This window comes from Bacillus sp. FSL K6-2865, from assembly GCF_040311405.1.
Taxonomy (GTDB): Bacteria; Bacillota; Bacilli; order Bacillales; family Bacillaceae; genus Bacillus; species Bacillus velezensis.
The window spans coordinates 385117-405470 of record NZ_CP152036.1 but is presented as its reverse complement, the minus strand read 5'-3'; the positions used below and the strand labels follow the sequence as shown (position 1 = coordinate 405470).

Here is a 20354-nt window from a genome sequence, read left to right as displayed (position 1 = left end):
GAAGCGAAACACTGATTTCGCTTCTTCTTTTTTTTGGCGGTTATGCTACAATGACAATTAATGAAATTTTATGAAAGAAGGGGCCTCTTTGAAGCGGGAATTCTTGATGCGCTGGACGTTTTATTTTGCCGGTCTGTTAATTTTGTCTTTCGGGGTATCGTTAACCATTAAAGGAAAAGCTCTCGGCATCAGCCCTTGGGATGCCTTTCATTATGGGCTTTTTCAGCATTTCGGGTTTTCTGTCGGCCAATGGTCCATCGTGGTCGGCGCAGTCATCGTGGCTTTAACCTGCCTGTTCACAAGGACACTCCCGAAAATCGGCGCTATCTTAAACATGGTGCTGATGGGAATGTTTATTGATTTCTTTTCGTTTCTGCTTCCTGAGACGCACGCTTTTTCCTTAGCGGCCGTGTTTTTTTCTATCGGATTGCTGCTGATCGGCTGCGGCGTCGGTATTTACGTATCAGCAGGGCTCGGCGCGGGCCCCCGGGACTCTCTGATGATGCTGATATCTGAAAAAACGGGCTGGAACGTGCAATGGGTGCGGAACGGCATTGAGCTGACGATTCTTGCCGCAGCCTGGATGATGGGCGGACCTATCGGTGCCGGAACCATTATTACGGCTGTTTTGACGGGGCTGATTCTGCGTTTTTCTTTGCCGCAGTCCTCTAAACTGTTAACATACGCGATCTCCGGGCGGGCAACGTCCGTTCATTAAAAACAAAGCCGAAACGGTTTTGTTTTTTTATTTTCGGACAGCTTTCGTCTGATATGATAGGATGGTTTTGACAATATTTTCAGACGGAGGATCGGACATGAAGATTTACGGAGTATATATGGACCGCCCGCTTTCTGCAGGGGAAGAGGATCGGATGATGGCGGCCGTGTCCGCCGAAAAGCGGGAAAAATGCCGGCGCTTTTACCATAAGGAGGATGCTCACCGCACCTTGATCGGCGACATGCTGATCCGCACCGCTGCGGCGAAGGCTTACGGACTTGATCCGGCCGGGATTTCATTCAGCGTTCAGGAATACGGAAAGCCGTACATCCCCGCGCTTCCGGACATGCACTTTAATATTTCCCACTCCGGTCGCTGGATCGTGTGCGCCGTTGATTCAAAACCGATCGGCATTGATATTGAAAAAATGAAGCCCGGCACGGTTGATATCGCCAAACGGTTTTTTTCGCCGACGGAATACAGTGATCTGCAAGCGAAACACCCCGATCAGCAGACCGATTATTTTTACCACCTGTGGTCGATGAAAGAAAGCTTTATCAAACAGGCCGGAAAAGGGCTTTCCCTGCCGCTTGATTCATTCAGCGTCCGCCTCAAAGACGACGGCCATGTGTCCATTGAACTTCCGGACGGACATGAACCTTGTTTCATCCGCACATATGAGGCGGACGAGGAGTATAAGCTGGCCGTTTGTGCGGCGCATCCCGATTTTTGTGACGGTATTGAGATGAAAACGTATGAAGAGCTGTTATAAGCAATCCGTCAGCATTTTGATGCCTCGCGTGATATCCCCTGTCTTGACGTTGGACACGTTGAGTTTGATGATATTTTCTTTCGGAAAATTCGATAGGTAATGGCTCTCAATCGGCTCCACCAGCACGCCTTGCGCTTTCAGACGCTGCACAACTCTTGAAGCGGAAAGGCTTTTCTCCAGCACGAGATGGGTATGGATCGACGTTTGCTTTACAGAAAAACCGCCGTACTCCTGCAGCGCGTTTTGGAGCAGCTCGGAACGTGCTCTGTAAGAGGCCCGGATTTTTTCTTTATGCCTTTTGAACATGCCGCTTTTGATATACACTTCAAGGGCCGCTTGGGATATCATCGAACAGTCGATATCGCTCAGCTTTTTATACGTATGGAAAACCGGGGCCAGCGAATCCGGGAGCACAGCCGCTCCAACACGCAGCCCCGGAAAAATCATTTTCGAAAAGCTTTTCAAATAAATCACGCGGGAAGACAGATCGTAGGCGTACAGCGGGTCTGCCTTCTGATTGTCCTCTAAATCTCCTAGGAAATCATCCTCAACCAAATAAACGTCATACGCCTCCGCTAATCGGACAAGCTCTCGTTTTTGCCATTCTGTCAGAGAGCTGCCGAGCGGATTATGAAATCGGGGCATCGTGTAAAAAAACTTAATTTCCTCCGTTTGAAACAGCCGCTCGACTTCCGCCATATCAAGCCCCTCAGCCGTCCGTTTAATGCCGCAGGCGGGAAGGCGCAGCGCTTCAAGCTGCTCCACCATCAGATGATAGCCCGGCTGTTCGATTAAAATCTTCTTTTTTCCGTTCGGAAACGGCATCAGAGACAGCAGGGATAACGCCTGCTGCACACCCGAGGTGATAAAAATGTTCCGCTCTTTTGCAAATACCTGATAATCGGATAACAGCCTCTGAAGCACCCGGATTAAAGACGGAAGCCCCTGCGGCGTGCCGTAAATGAACAAATCATTTTTATACATATCAATGGCTTTGTTGATGCAATGCTGAAAGTCGCGGTACGGAAAAATATCAGGGTCCGGCGCCGAGGCTGCAAAATCAATGATACCTGTTTGTTCTCGCTCCCGCTTTTTTTCATTTTTAATAAGATAGTAGCCGCTTTTCGGCACGGCATAAATAATGTGCCGTTTTTCAAGCTCCTGAAGCGCACGGATGACGGTGCTTTTACTGACGTGAAAACGCTCGGCCAGCTGCCTGATAGAAGGCAGCCGCGCCCCTTCCTGAAAAGTGCCGCCTTCAATGAGACTCTCCACTTCTATCATCACGTTCATATACTTTTCCATGCTGAACCTCCATCTGTACCGGTACAGTTTATCATTATTCTCATTGTACTGCTTCTTCCCTTCCCATACAATAAAAGGGAGCGGCCGGCGCTCGATCTCATTAAAGGAGTTCGTAAAGATGATTAATCAAAACCGTTTGGCTGCTGCTTACCTCGCTGCCATTTTAAATGCGCTGATTATCGGTTTTTCCTTTATATTTGTCAAGATTGCGCTTCAATCCGCCAATCCGTTTGATATATTGGCTCATCGGTTCACAGCGGCCTTCATCTGTGCAATGCTTCCTGTTTTATTCGGCTGGATCAAACTGTCCGTCAGCTGGAAGAATGTGCTGGCGATCTTGCCTTTGGCCCTTTTATATCCGGCTTTGTTTTTCAGTTTTCAGGCGTTCGGCCTTTTGTATTCTTCATCATCGGAAGCCGGTATCATTCAAGCCGCCATCCCGATTTTTACGATGCTGTTTTCGTCTTACTTTTTAAAGGAACGTCCGACATGGGCGCAAAAGGGATTCACATGCCTGTCAGTGGCCGGGGTGGTATTTATTTTCACAATGAAAGGGGTGTCCGCGGAATCGGCGAGTTTTAAAGGTGCTTTCCTGATCCTGTTGTCCGCGCTGTCCTCCGCCCTTTACAATACGGCAGCGAGACGCATGACCCAGCGTTTTTCATTGGGTGAGCTGACCTGGTGCATGTCTGCGATCGGCTTTGCTTCCTTCAACTGCATCGCTCTCTTCCGGCACGGAGCGGAAGGAACGATCGGGCAGTATTTTCTGCCCTTCCGCGATCCCGGTTTTATCGCAGCGATTCTGTATTTAGGCATTTTGTCTTCTCTCATTACATCATTGATGTCAAACTACGCGCTGTCCAAGATTGAAGCGTTTAAGATGAGCGCCTTTAACAATTTGTCCGTCATCGTGACGATGCTTGCGGGTGTCCTCGTTCTCCATGAGTCACTCCGCTGGTATCATATCGCCGGCGCCGTCTGTATCGTCATCGGAGTCTTGGGAAGCAATGCTTCAGGACGGCGGAAAAAAAGCATATTACGACATAGGGAAAAAATGAAAGGAAACGAAGACGGAATATGATCAACACACGAAATGAAAATATCTATCTCGCGGGCTGCTTAACATTTGCCGATGTAAGAAAACACTTTGCTTATCATCAAGGAAAATCCGCGGCTGTCTGTTTTTTGATTATGCTGCTGGCTTCTGCCATCTGTTTTGAATGAACGGCCCGGTTACAGGCGGCACATGGGGCGTCAGAGCTCTCCTGAATTTCCTTGCAGCTGTGATTCTCTCTTTGGCAGTCACGGTGATCGCAACGGCAATCTCATTCTTCCGTCTTTACAGAACATACAAAACGAATCAGCGGCTGAAATCTGCCAGAAGTATTACGATTCATCAGCTCGGAATCAGCCAAAAACAAAAAAACGCAAGCATTCTTTTTGAATGGGATGAACTGCTCTCGGCTAGGGAGCACAAAGATATGTTTCGATTACAAACATCGGGTTACGGAACACTTCTGCTGCCGAAACGACTTTTCTATTCGCAAAAAGATATCGCCGTTTTCAGGCAAATGCTCCGGGAAAATGTGAATGAGAAAGTAAATGTAACAGAATAAAAGACAAAAAGGAGGGTGCCCCCCTCCTTTTTTGTCAGCCTGATATTTCCGCCTGTTTCTGCAGCTGCTTTGCTTCTTGATAAATTTCTTCGAACAGATCCGCGATGTGTTCTTCTTCAACACATGAAAATGCGATTCGCAAATCGGTTTCATTAATGGATATCGTCCCGATTCCTCTCTTTTCAAGCAACGATACTCTCAATTCGCCGGCGTTTATGTCTTTCAGCCGGACACACATGAAATAACCCGAGTTAAACGGATAAGGCGTCCATACGTCTTCATAGTGCTTGTTTTCTGCAAGAACGGCTTTCACTTTGTCAGCCCGTTTTTTCATGATGTTATATTTCAGCGATTTTTCTTTCTCGTATTCCGGTGACTGCATCGCCCGCAGCATAAACGTTTGGGACGGGTGCGGGGCGCTTGAAATCGTTCCCCTGATAATTCCTTTTGTTTTTTCCTCGAGCACGCGCAGCGCTTTTTCGCTTTTTGTGCTGTACGTAATAAAACCGACGCGGAAGCCCCACGCGTAATTTTCCTTCGTCGCGCCGTCTATTTTCACGCAAAGCACCCGGTCGTGCACTTGGGCGAGTTTGCTGAAGATGGATTCCTGAATGGCCGTTTCATCGTAAAACAGATTGTAATACGCATCGTCTACGAGCACGACAATCTCTTTGCCGGCCTCCGCCGCCTCCAGGATCACGCTGACGATTTCTGCCGCTTCCTCTTCTCCCGGCGTGTAGCCTGTCGGATTATTCGGGAAATTCAGCACGACAATCGCCTTTTCTTCCTGCTTTTTCAGCAGCTCGGACAGCCCCGCCGCATTAAAACGCCCATCCTGCTGAAAAAGCGGGTACGTCTCAATGGATGCCTTGCGCCGGACACCGAAAATGAAATTGTAATTTCCCCAATATTTATCAGGCAGAAGCAGCGTATCCCCTTCATTGACGAACAAGTCGGCGACAATGCTCAGCCCGTGTGTTAAAGCGTTTGTCACGATCGGCGTGCTGATGTCTTTGCCGGCTAATGAAGGATTTTCGAGACGCATTTTTTTCAGCCATTCCTGTCTGAGCGGCTCTTTTCCCTGCGGCGGAGCATAATCGTAGATATCATCGGGGTTATAGGCGGACAGTGTCTCTTGAATATGGGAAAAGTGCATGGACTCGCCCTGTGAGGTGGCGATTCCGATCGTGGCATTATACTTTCCGGCCTTGGCTTTCGCTTCCGCCGATTGTGTCAGCACCCCTTTCGGATAAAACAACTCTCTGCCCAAATCAGAAAGCATATGAAGCACGTGCGGGTTTTCTTCAGATAATGTTCTGTTCAGCTCTTTTGCTGCATCATTCATGTACGACAATCCCTTCAAAATTATATTCCATCAAATCATAACATAAAATTTTTGATAAATGAGAAAACTCGCGGGCAGATTTTGTTACAAAAAACAGACAGCGAATGCTGTCTGTCATATCCTATAACAATTGGCCTGCAGTGCTCCTGTTAATAATCTCATAGATTCGTTCCGCCACTTTTTCAGTTTCACTTAATATGAACATGTGGCCGTCCGAAAACTCATGAAATACGGGATTGTCGGCCCATTTTTTCCATCCGTCCGCATCTTTGATACATTTTTTATCCTTCCGCCCGTTAAAAATATGGACGGGTGATTGAATGATGTGAGAATCAGACGGACGGAAGCTTTCAAGCGCGCGGTAGTCGGATCTGAAAGAAGGCAGGAAAAATGACATGACCTCCTTATTCTCCACTAACTCCTGCGGCATTCCGCCAAGCTCGATAATATGGGCGAGAAATTTTTCATCATCAAGATGAGACACTTTTTTCCTTTCAACATGCGGCGGCTGAATGGCTGAGATGATCACGGCCTGCGGGTAAATGCCCTCCCGCTCCAGCTTTTGCGCCAGCCTGAAAGCGACCATGCCTCCCATACTGTGGCCGAACAGCACAAACGGGCGGTCGGGATGGAGATTCAACTCCTGCTTGTATAAACTGACAAGCTGTTCAAAATCCTCAACGGCGGACATTTGATTTGTTCCGTGTCCCGGCGGTTCCGCGGCAAGCATCTCACACTCACCTTGAAGGTAGGTGTGGAGCGGGCGGAATGATGCGGAATAGCCTCCTGCGAACGGAAAACAGATGAGCTGCGTTTTTTCTGTGGTATCGAACGATTTAAAGAGCTGGACCATTGGCGGGCTTCCTCCTTTTCTATCGTGAAGTTGTCAGCTTCAGATGTTCCTTCTTTAGGAATTCGAGCAAATATGCCGCATTCCTTTCGAGACATTCTCCCTGAAGCATTTCTGCGTGCGTGCCGCAGCCTTTTTTCACACGGTATTCACCTGTCGTGGCTTCTTCCCACGAAGCGAGCCACGGCGGCATCGCAAAGTCCGGTTCTGACGTTAAAAGATCTATATCCGCATTGACCGTGCCGGTGCTGACGGTATGCACGAAATAAGAATAAAACGCGTTTGTTTTTTTGGCGAGACCTTCTTTGACAGCTTCGTCATTCAGCGCTTCATTGTCCCGGTTTACCTTCATCAGCGCCTGGACATCACTTTCTACGGTGCGGCCTTCCAAGTCGCTGACGCCTTGTTTTTTATAGGAATCAACCATGATCAGCCGCTCCACTTTACGGCCCCCTGCTTCAAGGCGTTTGGCCGTTTCAAAGGCGAGCGTGCAGCCTGCCGAGTATCCGAACAGCTTGACCGGTCCTTCCGGCTGGAGCTGATTGATCAGCTCTGTGTAGCGTTCGATGCGGTTGTCTTCCTCGATAAAATCAAACGCACAGATTTTATAGCCGGACAGCTGTTTTGCCAGCGGCTGGTACATCAGCCCGTAACCGAGAACCGGCGGGAACCCAAACAGTGTGTCAGACTGATTTTTATTCATGATGGTGAGATCTTTCATTCCTTTTTCTTCACCGTGAAGCAGATAACCGGCAATGTCTGCAATTGTCGTCGCTTCGAATAACAGCTGCACCGGAATGTCCGTACCGAGCTCTTTTTTAATGCGCGACGCTGCCGTCATCGCTTTTAAGGAATGGCCTCCGAGCGCGAAGAAATCATCATGAATCCCGATCTGCTGTCTGCCGAGGATGTCGGACCAGATGTGTGCAATCGTTTCTTCCGTCGCGTTTCGAGGCCCGATCCATTCTTTCGCCGCCTGAGCCTGATCCGGTTTCGGCAGCTGCCGTTTATTGACCTTCCCGTTTGTCGTTAACGGAAGCTCCTCTAAGAAAGTAAAGGTTTGCGGCACCATGTAAGCAGGAAGCTGTTTTTTCAGGTGCCTCTTTACGTCTTCAGCTGAAAGCGGCGTCCGGTTCACGAGGTAGGCGTTGATTGATGCATCTCCAGACTCATGGCGGTCTGCAACAACGACCGCATCTTTCACACCCGGGTATTCCTGCAGCTGCTTTTCGATTTCTTCAAGCTCAATCCGGTGTCCGCGTATTTTGACCTGGTCGTCAATACGCCCGGCGTATTCAATTGTTCCATCCGGCAGCCAGCGTGCTAAATCCCCTGTGCGGTAAAGCGTTTCTCCCGGCTTGAACGGATTTGGGATAAACGTTTGCTTCGTCAGGTCATGACGGTTCAGATACCCTTTTGATACACCCATTCCGCTGATGCACAGTTCACCGACAGCTCCAAACGGCTGAAGCTGATTTTGCCCGTTAAGAATATAAACACTGGCATTGCTGATCGGCTTTCCGATCGGCAATGAGGAAAGGGAATCCGGTATATCATGCACGACGTGAGCTGTCGCAAACACCGTTCCCTCAGTCGGCCCGTAGCAATTAATCAGCTTGCCGGGCCCCATGATCTCAAGCGCCTTTCTGACGTGAGGCACTGACGCGCGCTCACCCCCGAATAACACACAGCGAAGCCCCTTCAGCCACTCCTCTCCCGCATCGGTGAGAAGATTAAAAAGTGCGGTTGTCGCAAACATGACATTGACATTCTCCTGCCGGATCAGATCAGTGAGCCGTTCTGTATCAAGCAGTGTATGTTCATCTGCGATAATGAGCCGTGCCGCATTCAGTATTGATGCGTAGAAATCAAAGGTAAATGCGTCAAAGGCGTAATTGGAAACAGATAAGAACGTATCTTTTTCAGAAAATGCCATGTAGTCTACATGCTTGACCAATCCTTGAATATTGGCATGAGTGGTGATATTGCCCTTCGGCTTTCCGGTTGTGCCGGACGTATACATAATATACGCCGGATCATCGGGATCAATTGCGGCTGCAGGATCGCTTGCCTGTTCCTCAAACCGTGCTTGATCATCGATGATGAGCGTTGTTCCTGTATACGGCAGCTGAACCGCTTTTTCTTTCATCTCCTGATGTGTCAGCAGACAGGCTGCCGCACTGTCAGCCAGCATGTACGAGATTCGGTCCTCCGGCAGCTTCGGATCAACCGGCAGATAAGCCGCTCCCGCTTTTAATACGCCGAGAATGCCGATCACCAGCTCAAGCGAGCGCTTCGTGTACAACGCGACAACAGTGTCCTTACCCGCACCTTGCTTTTGCAAACGGCGCGCAAGACGGTTCGCTTCCTCATCTAATTCACGATAGGAAAGAGTCTGGCCGGAATACGTAAGCGCCGGTGCATCTGGATTTACATTCACCGCTTCCTTGAACCAATCTGTCAGAGGCTTCGCCTGATGAGTCTGAGCCGGCGGGTTTAAGCCGGTAAGCAGAAGCTCTCTTTCCTTTTCATCAACAAGTCTGATCGTATTGACAGGCTGATCCGGCTTCTGGATGAGCTGCTGAATCGCTGTGAGAAGCTGAGATTTTAAGCGCAGGATAAACGCCTCATCAAACACATTCCCGTTATAGGCAAGCTTAATCAGCATCTCATCACCTGGAGAAGCCATCAGGTTGAGATCATAATTCGATTTCTCAAAAACATGGACGTCCTCCATATCAAAGCCGTTTTCACTGTTCTCTTCATTTTTTGCATCCTGAAGCGGATAATTTTCAAACACAATGATGTGGTCAATCAGCTTTGGCTGATCGGCCTGGCTTTGGATGTCATAGAGCGGTACATATTGATGCGGCTCAGACTGCAGCGATTGTTCCTGCAGCTGCTTGAGCAAGCCGTTAAATGTGGTATCCTCAGACAGCTTGACCCGCCTCGGGACAGCATTGATAAACAGCCCGACCATATGTTCAACGCCTTTGATTTCTGCGGGACGCCCGGAAACGACTGTACCGAAGATCAAATCGCCAGACTGCTGATAGCGGCTGATTAATACACTCCAAACCGCCTGAAGCGCCGTACTCAAAGTGGTATGCTGCGATTTTGCAAGCTCGGTAAATGCTTTTGTTTCCGCCTCCGGCAGTGAGAAGAGCAGCTCTTTCGGCTCATAGCCGTCCTTTTGTTTCTTTTTTTGCTCCGCAAATGTCGTTTGTCCTTCAAAACCTTCTAAGTACCCGCGCCAGTAATGCAGTGATGCTTGTTTATCCTGCTTTTCAAGCCACTTGATATAGTCTTTATACGGTTTGACCGGCGGCAGGCTGTACGGCTTTTGTTCACGCAGGGCATTGTATACCTTAAACAGATCCTGCACGACGATGCCGAAGCACCAGCCGTCCAAAATGATGTGGTGGTAGCTCCACACCCATTCAAAGCTTTCTTCCGATTTTTTAAAAATGGCTGCCCGCATCGGAATATCCCGCGTCAAATCAAAGCCCTTGATCTTATCCTGTTCTTTGTATTCATTGATTTTGGCTGTTTGCTCGCTGTCCGTTACATGTGTCAGATCGATTTCTTCTATCTGAAATTGCCGTTTTTTCAATACGACTTGGACCGGCCTTTTTACTTTTTCGTGAATGAACACGGTACGAAATACATCGTACCGGTCCATGATCACATTCATGCTTTCTTCAAGGCTTTTGATATTCAAGCTGCCTTTTACTTTCATTGTCATTTGTTCGATGTAAAAACTTTGGCCGGGATTCAGGAGAGTATGAAACAGCATTCCCTCCTGCATCGGCGACAAATAATACATGTCCTGAACCTGATCTTTGCTGAATTGGCTCATCTGCTCCGCTCCCCCCTTCTGTTATCTGTTTTTGTCACGTTAAATTCTCCTCAAGCATGTCAAAGATGTCTCCCATTTCATCCATCTCAAGATCCTGCGCGCTGAAATCGCTCGGCGTAAATTCTTTCTCCTCTTTGGCCGTGCAATGGCGGATGATCATTAAGAGATTGTCTTTAAACCGCTGCATCTGTGTTTCGACGGTGCTTCTTTCATATTCTTCCTGATTGTATGAGCAGGAAATGACGAAGCGGCCGCCTGTAACCATCCCGCTGAAGCTCAGTGCGTATAACGCCTCTGACTCTTCGCTGACTTGACGTCCCATATCATATGGAGACGGCTCAAACCATTCCGTTTTCACTTCATTGTCAAACTGCCCCAAGTAGTTAAAACTGATTTCAGGCGTGACGCCTTTTTCTGCTTCATCGGATGACAGATACCGGAGAATCCCGTATCCTACACCTTTATCAGGAACGCGCCGCACCGTCTCTTTTACCGTTTTAATGACGGAAGAGATGCCGTCTTCCTTGCTGATCTGCAGAATCAAAGGATATTGGGCCGTAAACCAGCCGACCGTCCGTGAAATATTGACATTCGGTATGATTTCCTCCCGGCCGTGTCCTTCTAAGTTGATGCCGACTTTGCCGTTTTCCGTCCATTCACCGATCGTTAAGCCGAGCGCGCTGAGCAGAATGTCGTTGATTTCCGTTCCGTACGGATGATGAACATCTGTGAGCAGCTGTGCCGTTTCTTCCTCAGTCAATTCACATTTCACGGCCGCCGTATGTTTGACGAGCCGCTTGTTCGGATCATGGTCTTTGGGCAGCGGCCGGAGTTCTTCCGCATCTGCCTGCGCCCAATAATCCGTCTGCTTTTTCAGCTCTTCTGATTGCGCAAACGTGTTCAGCGCCTCCGCCCAATCTTTAAAGGAGTGGGTTTTTTGCGGGAGGACGATGCTGTTTTGCTGCTGCGCCTGTTTATAACCTGAAGCGAAATCCTCAAGCAGAATTCTCCATGAAACCCCGTCCACGACGAGATGGTGAATCGCGATTAACAGATGATCGCCTTGTTCTGTCCGGTATTGCTCCGCTTTTAACAGCGGGCCGTTCTCCAGATCCAGACTTCCCTGAAGATGATCGGCAAGCCGCTGAATCTGGCTTTTCAGCATATCCTCGTCAGTTCCGTACAGATCAACGATTTCAAAGCTTGCCTTGCATTCTGTGACAGGGAGGTATGTCTGAATGATGCCTTCCCTTTCTTCACGGTAAACCATGCGGAGCGCGTCATGGTGTTCAATCAATGCTTGCAGGGTTTTTTCCACCAGGTCCGGATCAAAGCCGTCTTTCGCGTGAAGCATGACGGATTGGTTCCAGTGGTGTTTGTCCGTGAAGTTTCGTTCAAAGAACCAGCGCTGGATCGGCGTTAAGGCCGCTTCGCCTTCGACAGGTCCCTGGTCGGCCTGCTTGCCTTCCGTCCGCTCCACATAGGAGACGAGCTCTTCGATGGTCGGATGCTGGAAGAGATCTTTCATTTCCAGCTTGTAGCCGTGCTGGTTCAGACGGCTCGCCATTTGGATGCCTTTGATCGAGTCGCCGCCGAGCGTGAAGAAATTATCGCTTACGCCGATCTGATCAAGACCGAGTACTTCCTGCCAAATGTCGGAAAGCAGCGTCTCCATCTCCGTTTCCGGCGCTTTGTATGCCGCGCTTCCCGCTTCAATATCCGGTTCCGGCAGGGCTTTTTTGTCAATCTTTCCGTTCGCGGTGACCGGAAGCTCGTCCATCTCCACCCAGAACGCCGGCACCATGTAGTCAGGCAGCGTGTCTTTCAGCGCGGATTTGAGCGCTTCAATATCGTCCTGCTGAGGCGCGACATAGGCGCAAAGCGCGGTATTGCCCGCTTTGTCTTCCACGGCCGTCACCGCTGCGTCATGAACGTCCGCAAGCTGGGCGAGGCGGACTTCGATTTCTGAAAGCTCGATCCGGTAGCCCCGCACTTTGACCTGCTGGTCAATACGGCCGATGTATTCGATGCCGCACTGCGCGTTCCATTTGACGAGGTCGCCGGTCCGGTACATGCGCTCGCCGGGCACGAACGGATCTGCGGTAAACCGCTTCGCCGTTTCTTCTTCACGGTTCAGGTATCCGCGCGCCAGACCGCGGCCGGCCACGCACAATTCACCGGCAATGCCTTCCGGCTGCACCTGATCGCCGTCGCCGAGAATATAAACTCTCGTATTGGCAATCGCCCGTCCGATCGAAAGCGATCCTTCCTCCGGATTGATGACGCCGCTTGTCGCGACGACGGTGTTTTCCGTCGGGCCGTAGTTGTTGACGATCGTGTACGGCTGTTTCACCGCCCGCTTCAGCTTGTCGCCGCCGACGAGAAGCATGCGGAGAGAGGTATTTTCCAGCTCCATAAATTGTTCGGCCAGCTGCGTCGGCAGGAAAGTGATGGTCACGCCGTGCTCTTCGAAATAGTGATTTAAGCGGGTGATATCCAGCCGGATCGCTTCGTCAATGACGTGAAGCTCCGCGCCGATGGTCCATGTCGGGAACATTTCCCAGATAGAGGCGTCAAAACCGAAGCCCGCGTATTTGGCGCTTTTATCATCCGCCGTCATGGCGAATGCGTCGTGATGCCAGAAACACAGGTTCACCAGCGCATGGTGTTCGACCATGACACCCTTCGGCTGTCCGGTCGTTCCTGACGTGTAAATCATATAAGCGAGATGATCCGCCGTTGTTTCCGTCTGCGGGTTCGCTTCATCGTTTTCATCAAGCGGCAGGCTCAAAATGGAGCGGCTGCCGTCAAGCAGAATCGTTTCTCCGTTGTAGCTTTCCGGCACGTCGAGCGCTTCCTGTGTAAGAAGAAGCTTGGCGCCGCTGTCCTGCAGAATGTAGCTGATCCGCTCTTCCGGGTAGTCGGGATCAATCGGCACAAATGCCGCGCCTGCTTTCAGGACGCCGAGTACGCCCGCGGCCATTTCCAAGGACGGTTTCGTCAAAATGCCGACACGTTCGTCAGCCGTGACGCCGCAGTCCATGAGAATGCGCGCGATCCGGTTCGCCCTTGCGTTCAGCTCGCCGTACGTCCATTTCGCGCCGTTGTATGCCGCGGCCGGCCGGTTCGCGTAGCGGGCGGCCGTTTCTTCAAAGAGACGGTGAACCGTTTTATCCCGCGGCACAGAAAGTGTTTTTCCCTTCCATGCGTTGAGGAGAGCTTGTTTTTCAGCATCGCTGATCAGTGAAATCTCAGGCAGCTTTCTGTCCGGACTTTCTGCCGCTTGCTTCAGAATCCGCAGGAACCCGGCGCTCCACTTTTCAATTGTTTCTTTTTTAAACAGATCAGTCGCATATTCAAACTGAAGGCCGAAACCTTCTTGATCCGTAAAGCCGCCGAGTGTCAGATCGAATTTCGCCGTGCCTTGGTTTGACTCATACGGAGTGATGCGCAGGTTCTCCAGTTCCAGTGTTTCTTTATCCGGATCTTCTGTCGTCACCATCACCTGGAACAACGGGTTGCGGCTCATATCTCTCGGCAGGTCAAGCTTTCCGATCAGATCTTCAAACGGATAATCCTGATGCGCCAGCGCGTCGAGATTGGTTTGTTTCACCCGTTCGAGCAACCCGGCAAAGGTCTGCTCTTTTTGCGTTTCATTGCGAAGCGCAAGCGTATTGACAAACATCCCCGGCATTTCCTGAACTTCGGCGCTCGTTCTTCCGGCGGTCACCGAGCCGATAATGATATCGCGCTGCCCCGTGATTTTGCTCAAAAAGACATGGAACGCGGCGTGAAGCACCATATGAAGAGTCGCTCCCGATGATTCCATTAATTCACGCACCGCTTTTTCCGTTTCACGCCCCGCTCTGAAACGGACGAATTGTCCTTTAAAACTTTGAACCGGCGGACGAGGGAAATCGGTCGGCAGATTCAATTCAGGAAGCTCGCCGGAAAATGCGGAGAGCCAATAACGCTCATGGTCTTTCATCCGTTCGGCCTGCTCGAGTTCATTCTGCCAGACGGCGAAGTCTTTATAGTGCAGGTTCGGCGACGGCAGGCTTCCGCCTTTGTAAAGATGAGCGAGCTCTTTGACCAGCATGCTTCTGGACACGCCGTCGGCAATAATATGATGCATATCCAGCAGCAGCAGGTGTTTCTTTTCATTCAGTCTGACAAGAGCGGCCCGAATGAGCGGAGCCGCACTCAGATCGAACGGCTTAATGAATGCCTGAATGATAAGATCCGCTTTCTCCTCGTCTGCTGCTTCAAAGATGTGCAGGTCGATGTCAGCCTGTTCTGCGATCTGCTGCATCGGGCGGCCGTTTTGATCGATAAAGGACGTCCGCAAAGACTCGTGGCGATTGATCATCTGATTGAGCGCTTCCTGAAGCCTTGAAATATTGACTTCTCCTTCCATCAGAAGAACGGACGGCATATTATAACTGATTGTCTCCCGGTCAAGCTGGTTCAGGACGTACATCCGTTTTTGGGCGGATGATAACGGGTACGCGTCTGCACTGTCGGCCGGTGAGATCATCCGATATCCCTCAGATACCGCTGATTTTTCGATATATGCGGCAAGCAGGCGGACAGTCGGCTGTTCGAACAGCGCTTTTAACGGAACCGTTTTGTCCAGTTCAGCCTGAATATTGGCGAGGAGCATCATGCCTTTTAAAGAGTGCCCGCCGTAATCGAAGAAATTATCGTCAATGCCGAGCGTATCCGTACCGAGTGTCTGTTTCCAAATGCGGCACAGCTTTTCCTCCAATTCCGTTTCCGGCAAGGCTGAAGCTGTTTGCGCCGTTTGGCTGACGCCCGGTTTCGGAAGGGCGTTTTTATCGGCTTTTCCGTTGGCTGTGAGCGGAATGCGGTCTACTTGCATGAAATAAGCCGGAAGCATATGAGACGGCAGTGTTTCGGAAAGCCGTTTGCGAAGCTCAGAGCCTTTCAGCCCGCTGTCGGCTTTATAGTACGCGCACAGTTCCGGCAGCCCGCCTTCGCTGACTGCGAGAACGACCGCCTCCTGAATGCCGTTTACGCTTAACAGCACAGTTTCAACCTCTTTTAATTCAATGCGGTAGCCCCGGATTTTCACCTGATCATCCGCACGGCCGATAAATTCAATCGTCCCGTCAGGAAGCCTGCGGACGACATCTCCCGTTTTGTACATGAGGCTGTCCGGTGAAAAAGGATTTGAGAGAAATTTCTCCGCCGTCAGCTGCGGACGGTGAAGATATCCTCTGGCAAGCCCCTTCCCGGCAATATAAAGCTCGCCGCTTGCGCCCGGAGGAACGAGCTGCATTGCTCCGTCCAATACAAGCGCGCCGGTATTCGCGATCGGGCGGCCGATGACGGGACGCTGTTCATATTGATCAAGGCGCTCCATATTGATCCGTCCGGCAATGGCGCCGATCGTCGTTTCCGTCGGCCCGTAGTGATTGATGAAGTCGGTATGGGCGTATACGTCATGATACTTGCGGACATCGGACGTGATGATCTTTTCTCCGCCGAGCACCACTAAACGAAGCGGGCTGAAACGGCGTTCTGACGTAAAACGGGCTGTATTGACGATCATATGGAACAATGACGGCGTCAGTTTCATATACGTAATGCCGTTTTTCTGTATATACTCACCAAGCTGATCAGGCGCGGTGTACATCTCTTTCGGCACAATGTGCAGCTCTCCGCCCGCCTGAAGAATCGGGAATATAGCCGTATAGCCGAGATCAAATGCGTAAGAAGACAGCAGCACAGATTTGTCAGCTTCGGTCAAACCGGCTTCACGGCTGAACCATGTGACATAATTGATTAGATTGCGGTGCTCCAGCTGGACGCCTTTCGGTTTGCCCGTTGTTCCCGAGGTATAAATGATATATGCAAGCTGGTCGGCGCCGGGCTCCGTTTCAAGCCGGTCGGCGCTTTCGTTCTGCCATTCTCCGTCTTCCATTACGACCGTTTTTCCTTTATAAACGGCGGCCGCGGTCATGTTTCTCTCATTGACGACCAGAAGCTTCGTTCCGCTGTCTTCGAGAGAGTAGCGGATTCTCTCTTCAGGAGTCTCCGGATCAATCGGGAGAAATGCCGCTCCGGCTTTCATGACGCCGAGAATCGCGGTAATCAAGTCGGCCGAACGATCCATCATAATGGCCACGATGTCCTCACTGCCCGTTCCGCAAGCCTGAAGGTGGCGGGCAAACCGGTTCGAGCGTTCATCAAGCTCACGATATGTCAGACTTATTCCGCCCGCAACCGCCGTGAGATCAGGCGTTTTTTGCGCTTGCCGTTCAAACAGCGAAACAAAAGTGCCCTCAGGCAGATCCGCTTCCGTACGTTTTTCATCAGAAAGGAGCGCTTCCCGTTCAGGAGCGGACAGCAGGCTTGCGTCGGCCAGCTGAATATCCGGATTTTCAGCGCAGGCTTTAATCAGATTGACAAAATGAGCGCTCCAGCGGCGGATGGTTTCGTCCGCAAATAAGGCTTTCGCGTAATCAAAGCTCAATCCGACCTCTTCTCCGCGTTCAGCCGCTTCTAAGGAAAGATCAAATTTAGCGACATGATGATGCATGGAGTAAGAAGAAATCTCCAAATCTCCGAGCCGCAGGGCCGGGATCTCCATGTTCTGCATATTAAATAACACGCTGAACAGCGGACTCCGGCTTGTGTCCCTCGTTAACGGCAGTTTTTCAATTAATTCTTCAAGCGGATAGCTTTGATGCTCAAAAGCTTGAAGGCTCGCCGTTTTCACTTCATCCAGAAATTGCTTGAACGTTTTTTTGCCGGCAGGATGCGACCGAAGCGCCACTGTGTTGACAAACATGCCCGGCACGTCTTGGAGATCAGGATGCTGTCTTCCGGCCGCCGGAGACCCGACTATGATGTCTTCCTGCCCAGAATATTTGGACAGCAGCACTTGAAAAGCGGCTAACAAGAACATGTACATCGTCGTATCCGTATCAGCCAGCAGCTTCTTAATCTGCGCCGTCACCTGTTTATCAAGCCCGAAGATGACGCGTTCCCCTTCAAAACTGCGCTCGGCAGGACGCGGGAAATCAAGCGGCAGATCCAGCACCGGCAGATCGCCTTTGAACGTATCAAGCCAGTAGGCTTCGTGCTGATCGAGTTTTGCTTTTTCACGCTGCCAGACTGAAAAATCCTTATAATGAATCTTTGGCAGCGCAAGCTCCGTGCCTTGATAAAGCTTCGCAAGATCACCGATGAAAATGCCCATTGAGCTTCCGTCCGTAATAATGTGGTGCATGTCAATCAGCAGAAGATACCGGTCTTCTTCAAGCCGGATCAGCTTCGAACGGACAAGCGGCGCGCGGTTGAGCGCAAACGGCCTGATAAAGGCTTTTGTCAGCTCTTCTGCATCTTCTTCCCGGCCCTCGGCGGTTTCAAGCTCAAACGACACATTTTTATGAATGGTCTGCACGACTTCTCCCTCTGCCATGTCAAACGACGTACGCAGTGTCTCATGACGGTTGATTAATGCCTGCATGGCCTCCTCAAGACGCTTTTTGTCTACTGACCCTTCCAGCAAAAGTACAGCAGGGACGTTGTAGCTCGTGCTGGCCTGTCCGAGCTGATTAAGGATATACATCCTGCGCTGTGCTGAGGAAACAGGATAATGCTTCTGATAAGGCGCTTGTCGGATCGGTTCAAACTGCTGCTCCTCCTCGCTCTCATGCTGCAAATAATGCGCAAGCTCCTGAATGGTCGGCTTTTCAAATAACACTTTAATCGGCACTTCTTTTTGAAAGTGCTCCTGGATTTTAGCGGTCATCATCATGGCTTTTAAAGAATGTCCGCCAATCGTGAAGAAATTGTCAGTCACACCCGCTTTTACACCGAGAATGCCTTCCCAAATGTCCGCGAGTTTCTGCTCCGCTTCCGTTTTCGGCGCTACGTATTCTTTTTGAACGGCTTCAGCCTGAGGCTCAGGCAGCGCTTTTTTATCAATTTTTCCGTTCGCCGTCAGCGGAAACTGATTCATCTGGATGAAGTGCGCGGGAATCATATATTCCGGAAGTGATTCCGAAAGCGTTTTGCGCAGGTCTTCCGGCGAAAGGGCTTGGTCTGCCGTAAAGTAAGCGCAGATTTCATTTTCATCCGCTTTATTTTTCCGGATCACAGCCGCAGATTCCGTCACATTCTCCGCCTGGCTGATTTTCGCCTCGATTTCGCCGAGCTCGATTCTGAAACCGCGGACCTTTACTTGGTTGTCAATTCTGCCGAGAAACTCGATCGTGCCGTCCGGAAGCCACTTCGCCAAGTCCCCCGTCCGGTATATCATTTCATCCGGTCTGAACGGATCGCGGACAAACTGCTTCTCCGTTAATTCAGGCAGGTTCACATAGCCTCTTGCCACTCCGCTTCCGCCGACGCACAGCTCACCGGGCGCGCCGATCGGCTGGAGATTGCGGTTTTCATCCATAATGTACGCAGTGGAATTTCCGATCGGCTTCCCGATCGGGACCGAACCGTCATAATCCTGATCAATGAGAAAACTCGTCGAAAACGTCGTATTCTCCGTCGGCCCGTATCCGTTCCAAAGCGACAGCTCCGGTGATGCCTTTCTCACTTTGCTGACGATATGCGGCACAAGTGCATCACCGCCGATGATGAGGTGCCGGAGCGTGTTAAACATGCCGGCATCCTTTTGGGCAAGCTGATTAAACAGCGGAGACGTCAGCCACATGGTCGTGATCCGCTGCTCTTTCAGAAATTGGGCGAATTGTCCGGCGTCAAGCAGCGTCTCTTTTTTCACCGGGTGCAATGACGCTCCGTTCAGCAATGCGCCGAAGACTTCGAAGGTTCCGGCATCAAAGCTGACGGCTCCCGTTTGCGCCATCCGGTCTTCTTCATGAACCGGCACGTAATTCGAATGTTTGACGAGCCTGATGATATTTCTGTGTTCAATCATGACGCCTTTCGGTTTGCCGGTCGATCCGGATGTATACATGATATACGCCAAGTCGTTGCTGCCGGTCGGAAGATTCAAGTCTGTTCCGCTTACCGTTTCATCCGCGCTTTCATCCAGCATGACGACCGGGACTTGCAATGTGCCCGCTTGTTCTTGATAGTCCTGAACTGTCAGCACGAGCCGAATCGAGCTGTCTTCCGCCATAAAGCGGAGACGGTCCTCCGGAAAAGCCGGATCAATCGGCACATATGCGCCGCCTGCTTTTAGGACGGCAAGCATTCCGACAACGGTTTCCGCAGACCGGTCGTTCATAATAGCGGCGGTCCGGCCTTTTTCCAGCCCGCTCTTCACAAGGTGTCTCGCCAGACGGTTGGCCGCTTCGTTCACTTCACGGTAGGTCCATTCGCGTCCCGCTTCTTTTATCGCGATGCTTGCAGGCGTCCGGTTTGCCTGTGCTTCAAACAAACGGTGAACGGCCTCCTCTTCCGGAAGCGCCGTTTTCGTATCATTGAATATCTCAACAATCTGCCGCTCTTCTTCGCCTGAAACAAGGCCGAGTTCCCGCACGGGCGCGTCAGGCGTTCCGACCGCGGCTTTCATCATGCGGGTCAGATGGTGCGCCGTTCGTTCGATGGCATCATGAGCGAAAGCCGCTCCATTGTATTTGATTTTGACAGTCCACGTTTTTCCCGGATACACGATGAGATTGAAATCAAAGCTCGTCTGCTCAAAAGCATGTTCAACTTTAATGGAAAAGCCGAGTCTTTCCTCCATGCCCCCGTTTTCCAGCTCTTTGTCCAGCGGATAGTTTTCAAACGCGACCAAATGATTTAAGAGGCTGCCGTCTAGGGCGGAGCGCTTTTGAATGTCATAGAGCGGCACATAATCATAGCGCTCGGCTTCCACGGCGTTTTTCTGAACTGCCGCCATCACGTCCGAAAAGGCTGCATCTTTGTCAATCTTGAT

9 protein-coding genes and 2 pseudogenes are annotated in these 20354 nt (G+C 50.7%); 4 read left to right on the top strand and 7 right to left on the bottom strand.

From position 1 onward, the window contains the following. The first annotated feature begins 88 nt into the window (after positions 1 to 88). Both NYE42_RS01890 and NYE42_RS01885 read left to right on the top strand, forming a co-directional pair. Positions 89 to 718, top strand: coding sequence for a YitT family protein (locus NYE42_RS01890; protein ID WP_039252812.1), 630 nt, complete (start codon positions 89 to 91; stop codon positions 716 to 718). Positions 719 to 815: 97 nt separating this feature from the next. Next, entirely contained in the window at positions 816 to 1490 is a 675-nt protein-coding gene (locus tag NYE42_RS01885; RefSeq protein ID WP_039252813.1) for a 4'-phosphopantetheinyl transferase superfamily protein, read from the top strand. Here the strand turns inward: NYE42_RS01885 and NYE42_RS01880 are convergent. Continuing rightward, positions 1485 to 2795 (bottom strand): PLP-dependent aminotransferase family protein, encoded by a 1311-nt coding sequence (locus tag NYE42_RS01880; protein WP_352426727.1) that lies wholly within the window; start codon positions 2793 to 2795, stop codon positions 1485 to 1487. The two genes, NYE42_RS01885 and NYE42_RS01880, sit on opposite strands and share 6 nt — an antisense overlap. A 121-nt stretch (positions 2796 to 2916) precedes the next feature. On the opposite strand from NYE42_RS01880, the gene NYE42_RS01875 reads away from it, so the two are divergent. Further along, a complete protein-coding gene (locus tag NYE42_RS01875) occupies positions 2917 to 3876 on the top strand; it encodes a DMT family transporter (RefSeq protein ID WP_039062794.1) in 960 nt (319 codons plus the stop codon). Between the two features lie 139 nt (positions 3877 to 4015). Next, entirely contained in the window at positions 4016 to 4411 is a 396-nt protein-coding gene (locus NYE42_RS01870; protein WP_012116777.1) for a YcxB family protein, read from the top strand. A gap of 34 nt (positions 4412 to 4445) precedes the next feature. Here the strand turns inward: NYE42_RS01870 and NYE42_RS01865 are convergent, their stop codons facing one another. From NYE42_RS01865 to NYE42_RS01840, 6 genes and pseudogenes are all read right to left on the bottom strand, one after another. Further along, a complete protein-coding gene (locus NYE42_RS01865) occupies positions 4446 to 5756 on the bottom strand; it encodes an aminotransferase class I/II-fold pyridoxal phosphate-dependent enzyme (protein ID WP_352426726.1) in 1311 nt (436 codons plus the stop codon). A 121-nt stretch (positions 5757 to 5877) separates the two neighbouring features. Continuing rightward, positions 5878 to 6609, bottom strand: coding sequence for a surfactin biosynthesis thioesterase SrfAD (srfAD, locus tag NYE42_RS01860; protein WP_012116775.1), 732 nt, complete (start codon positions 6607 to 6609; stop codon positions 5878 to 5880). A gap of 19 nt (positions 6610 to 6628) precedes the next feature. Next, positions 6629 to 10465 (bottom strand): surfactin non-ribosomal peptide synthetase SrfAC, encoded by a 3837-nt coding sequence (srfAC, locus tag NYE42_RS01855; protein ID WP_352426725.1) that lies wholly within the window; start codon positions 10463 to 10465, stop codon positions 6629 to 6631. A gap of 34 nt (positions 10466 to 10499) precedes the next feature. Continuing rightward, positions 10500 to 18041, bottom strand: a pseudogene (srfAB, locus tag NYE42_RS01850) (surfactin non-ribosomal peptide synthetase SrfAB); the annotation flags it as partial. Beyond that, a complete protein-coding gene (gene comS / locus NYE42_RS01845) occupies positions 17987 to 18151 on the bottom strand; it encodes a competence protein ComS (RefSeq protein ID WP_012116773.1) in 165 nt (54 codons plus the stop codon). The pseudogene srfAB and the gene comS, both read right to left, overlap by 55 nt. Before the next feature lie 16 nt (positions 18152 to 18167). Continuing rightward, positions 18168 to 20318: pseudogene (locus tag NYE42_RS01840) on the bottom strand (amino acid adenylation domain-containing protein); the annotation flags it as partial. Positions 20319 to 20354: the final 36 nt, after the last annotated feature.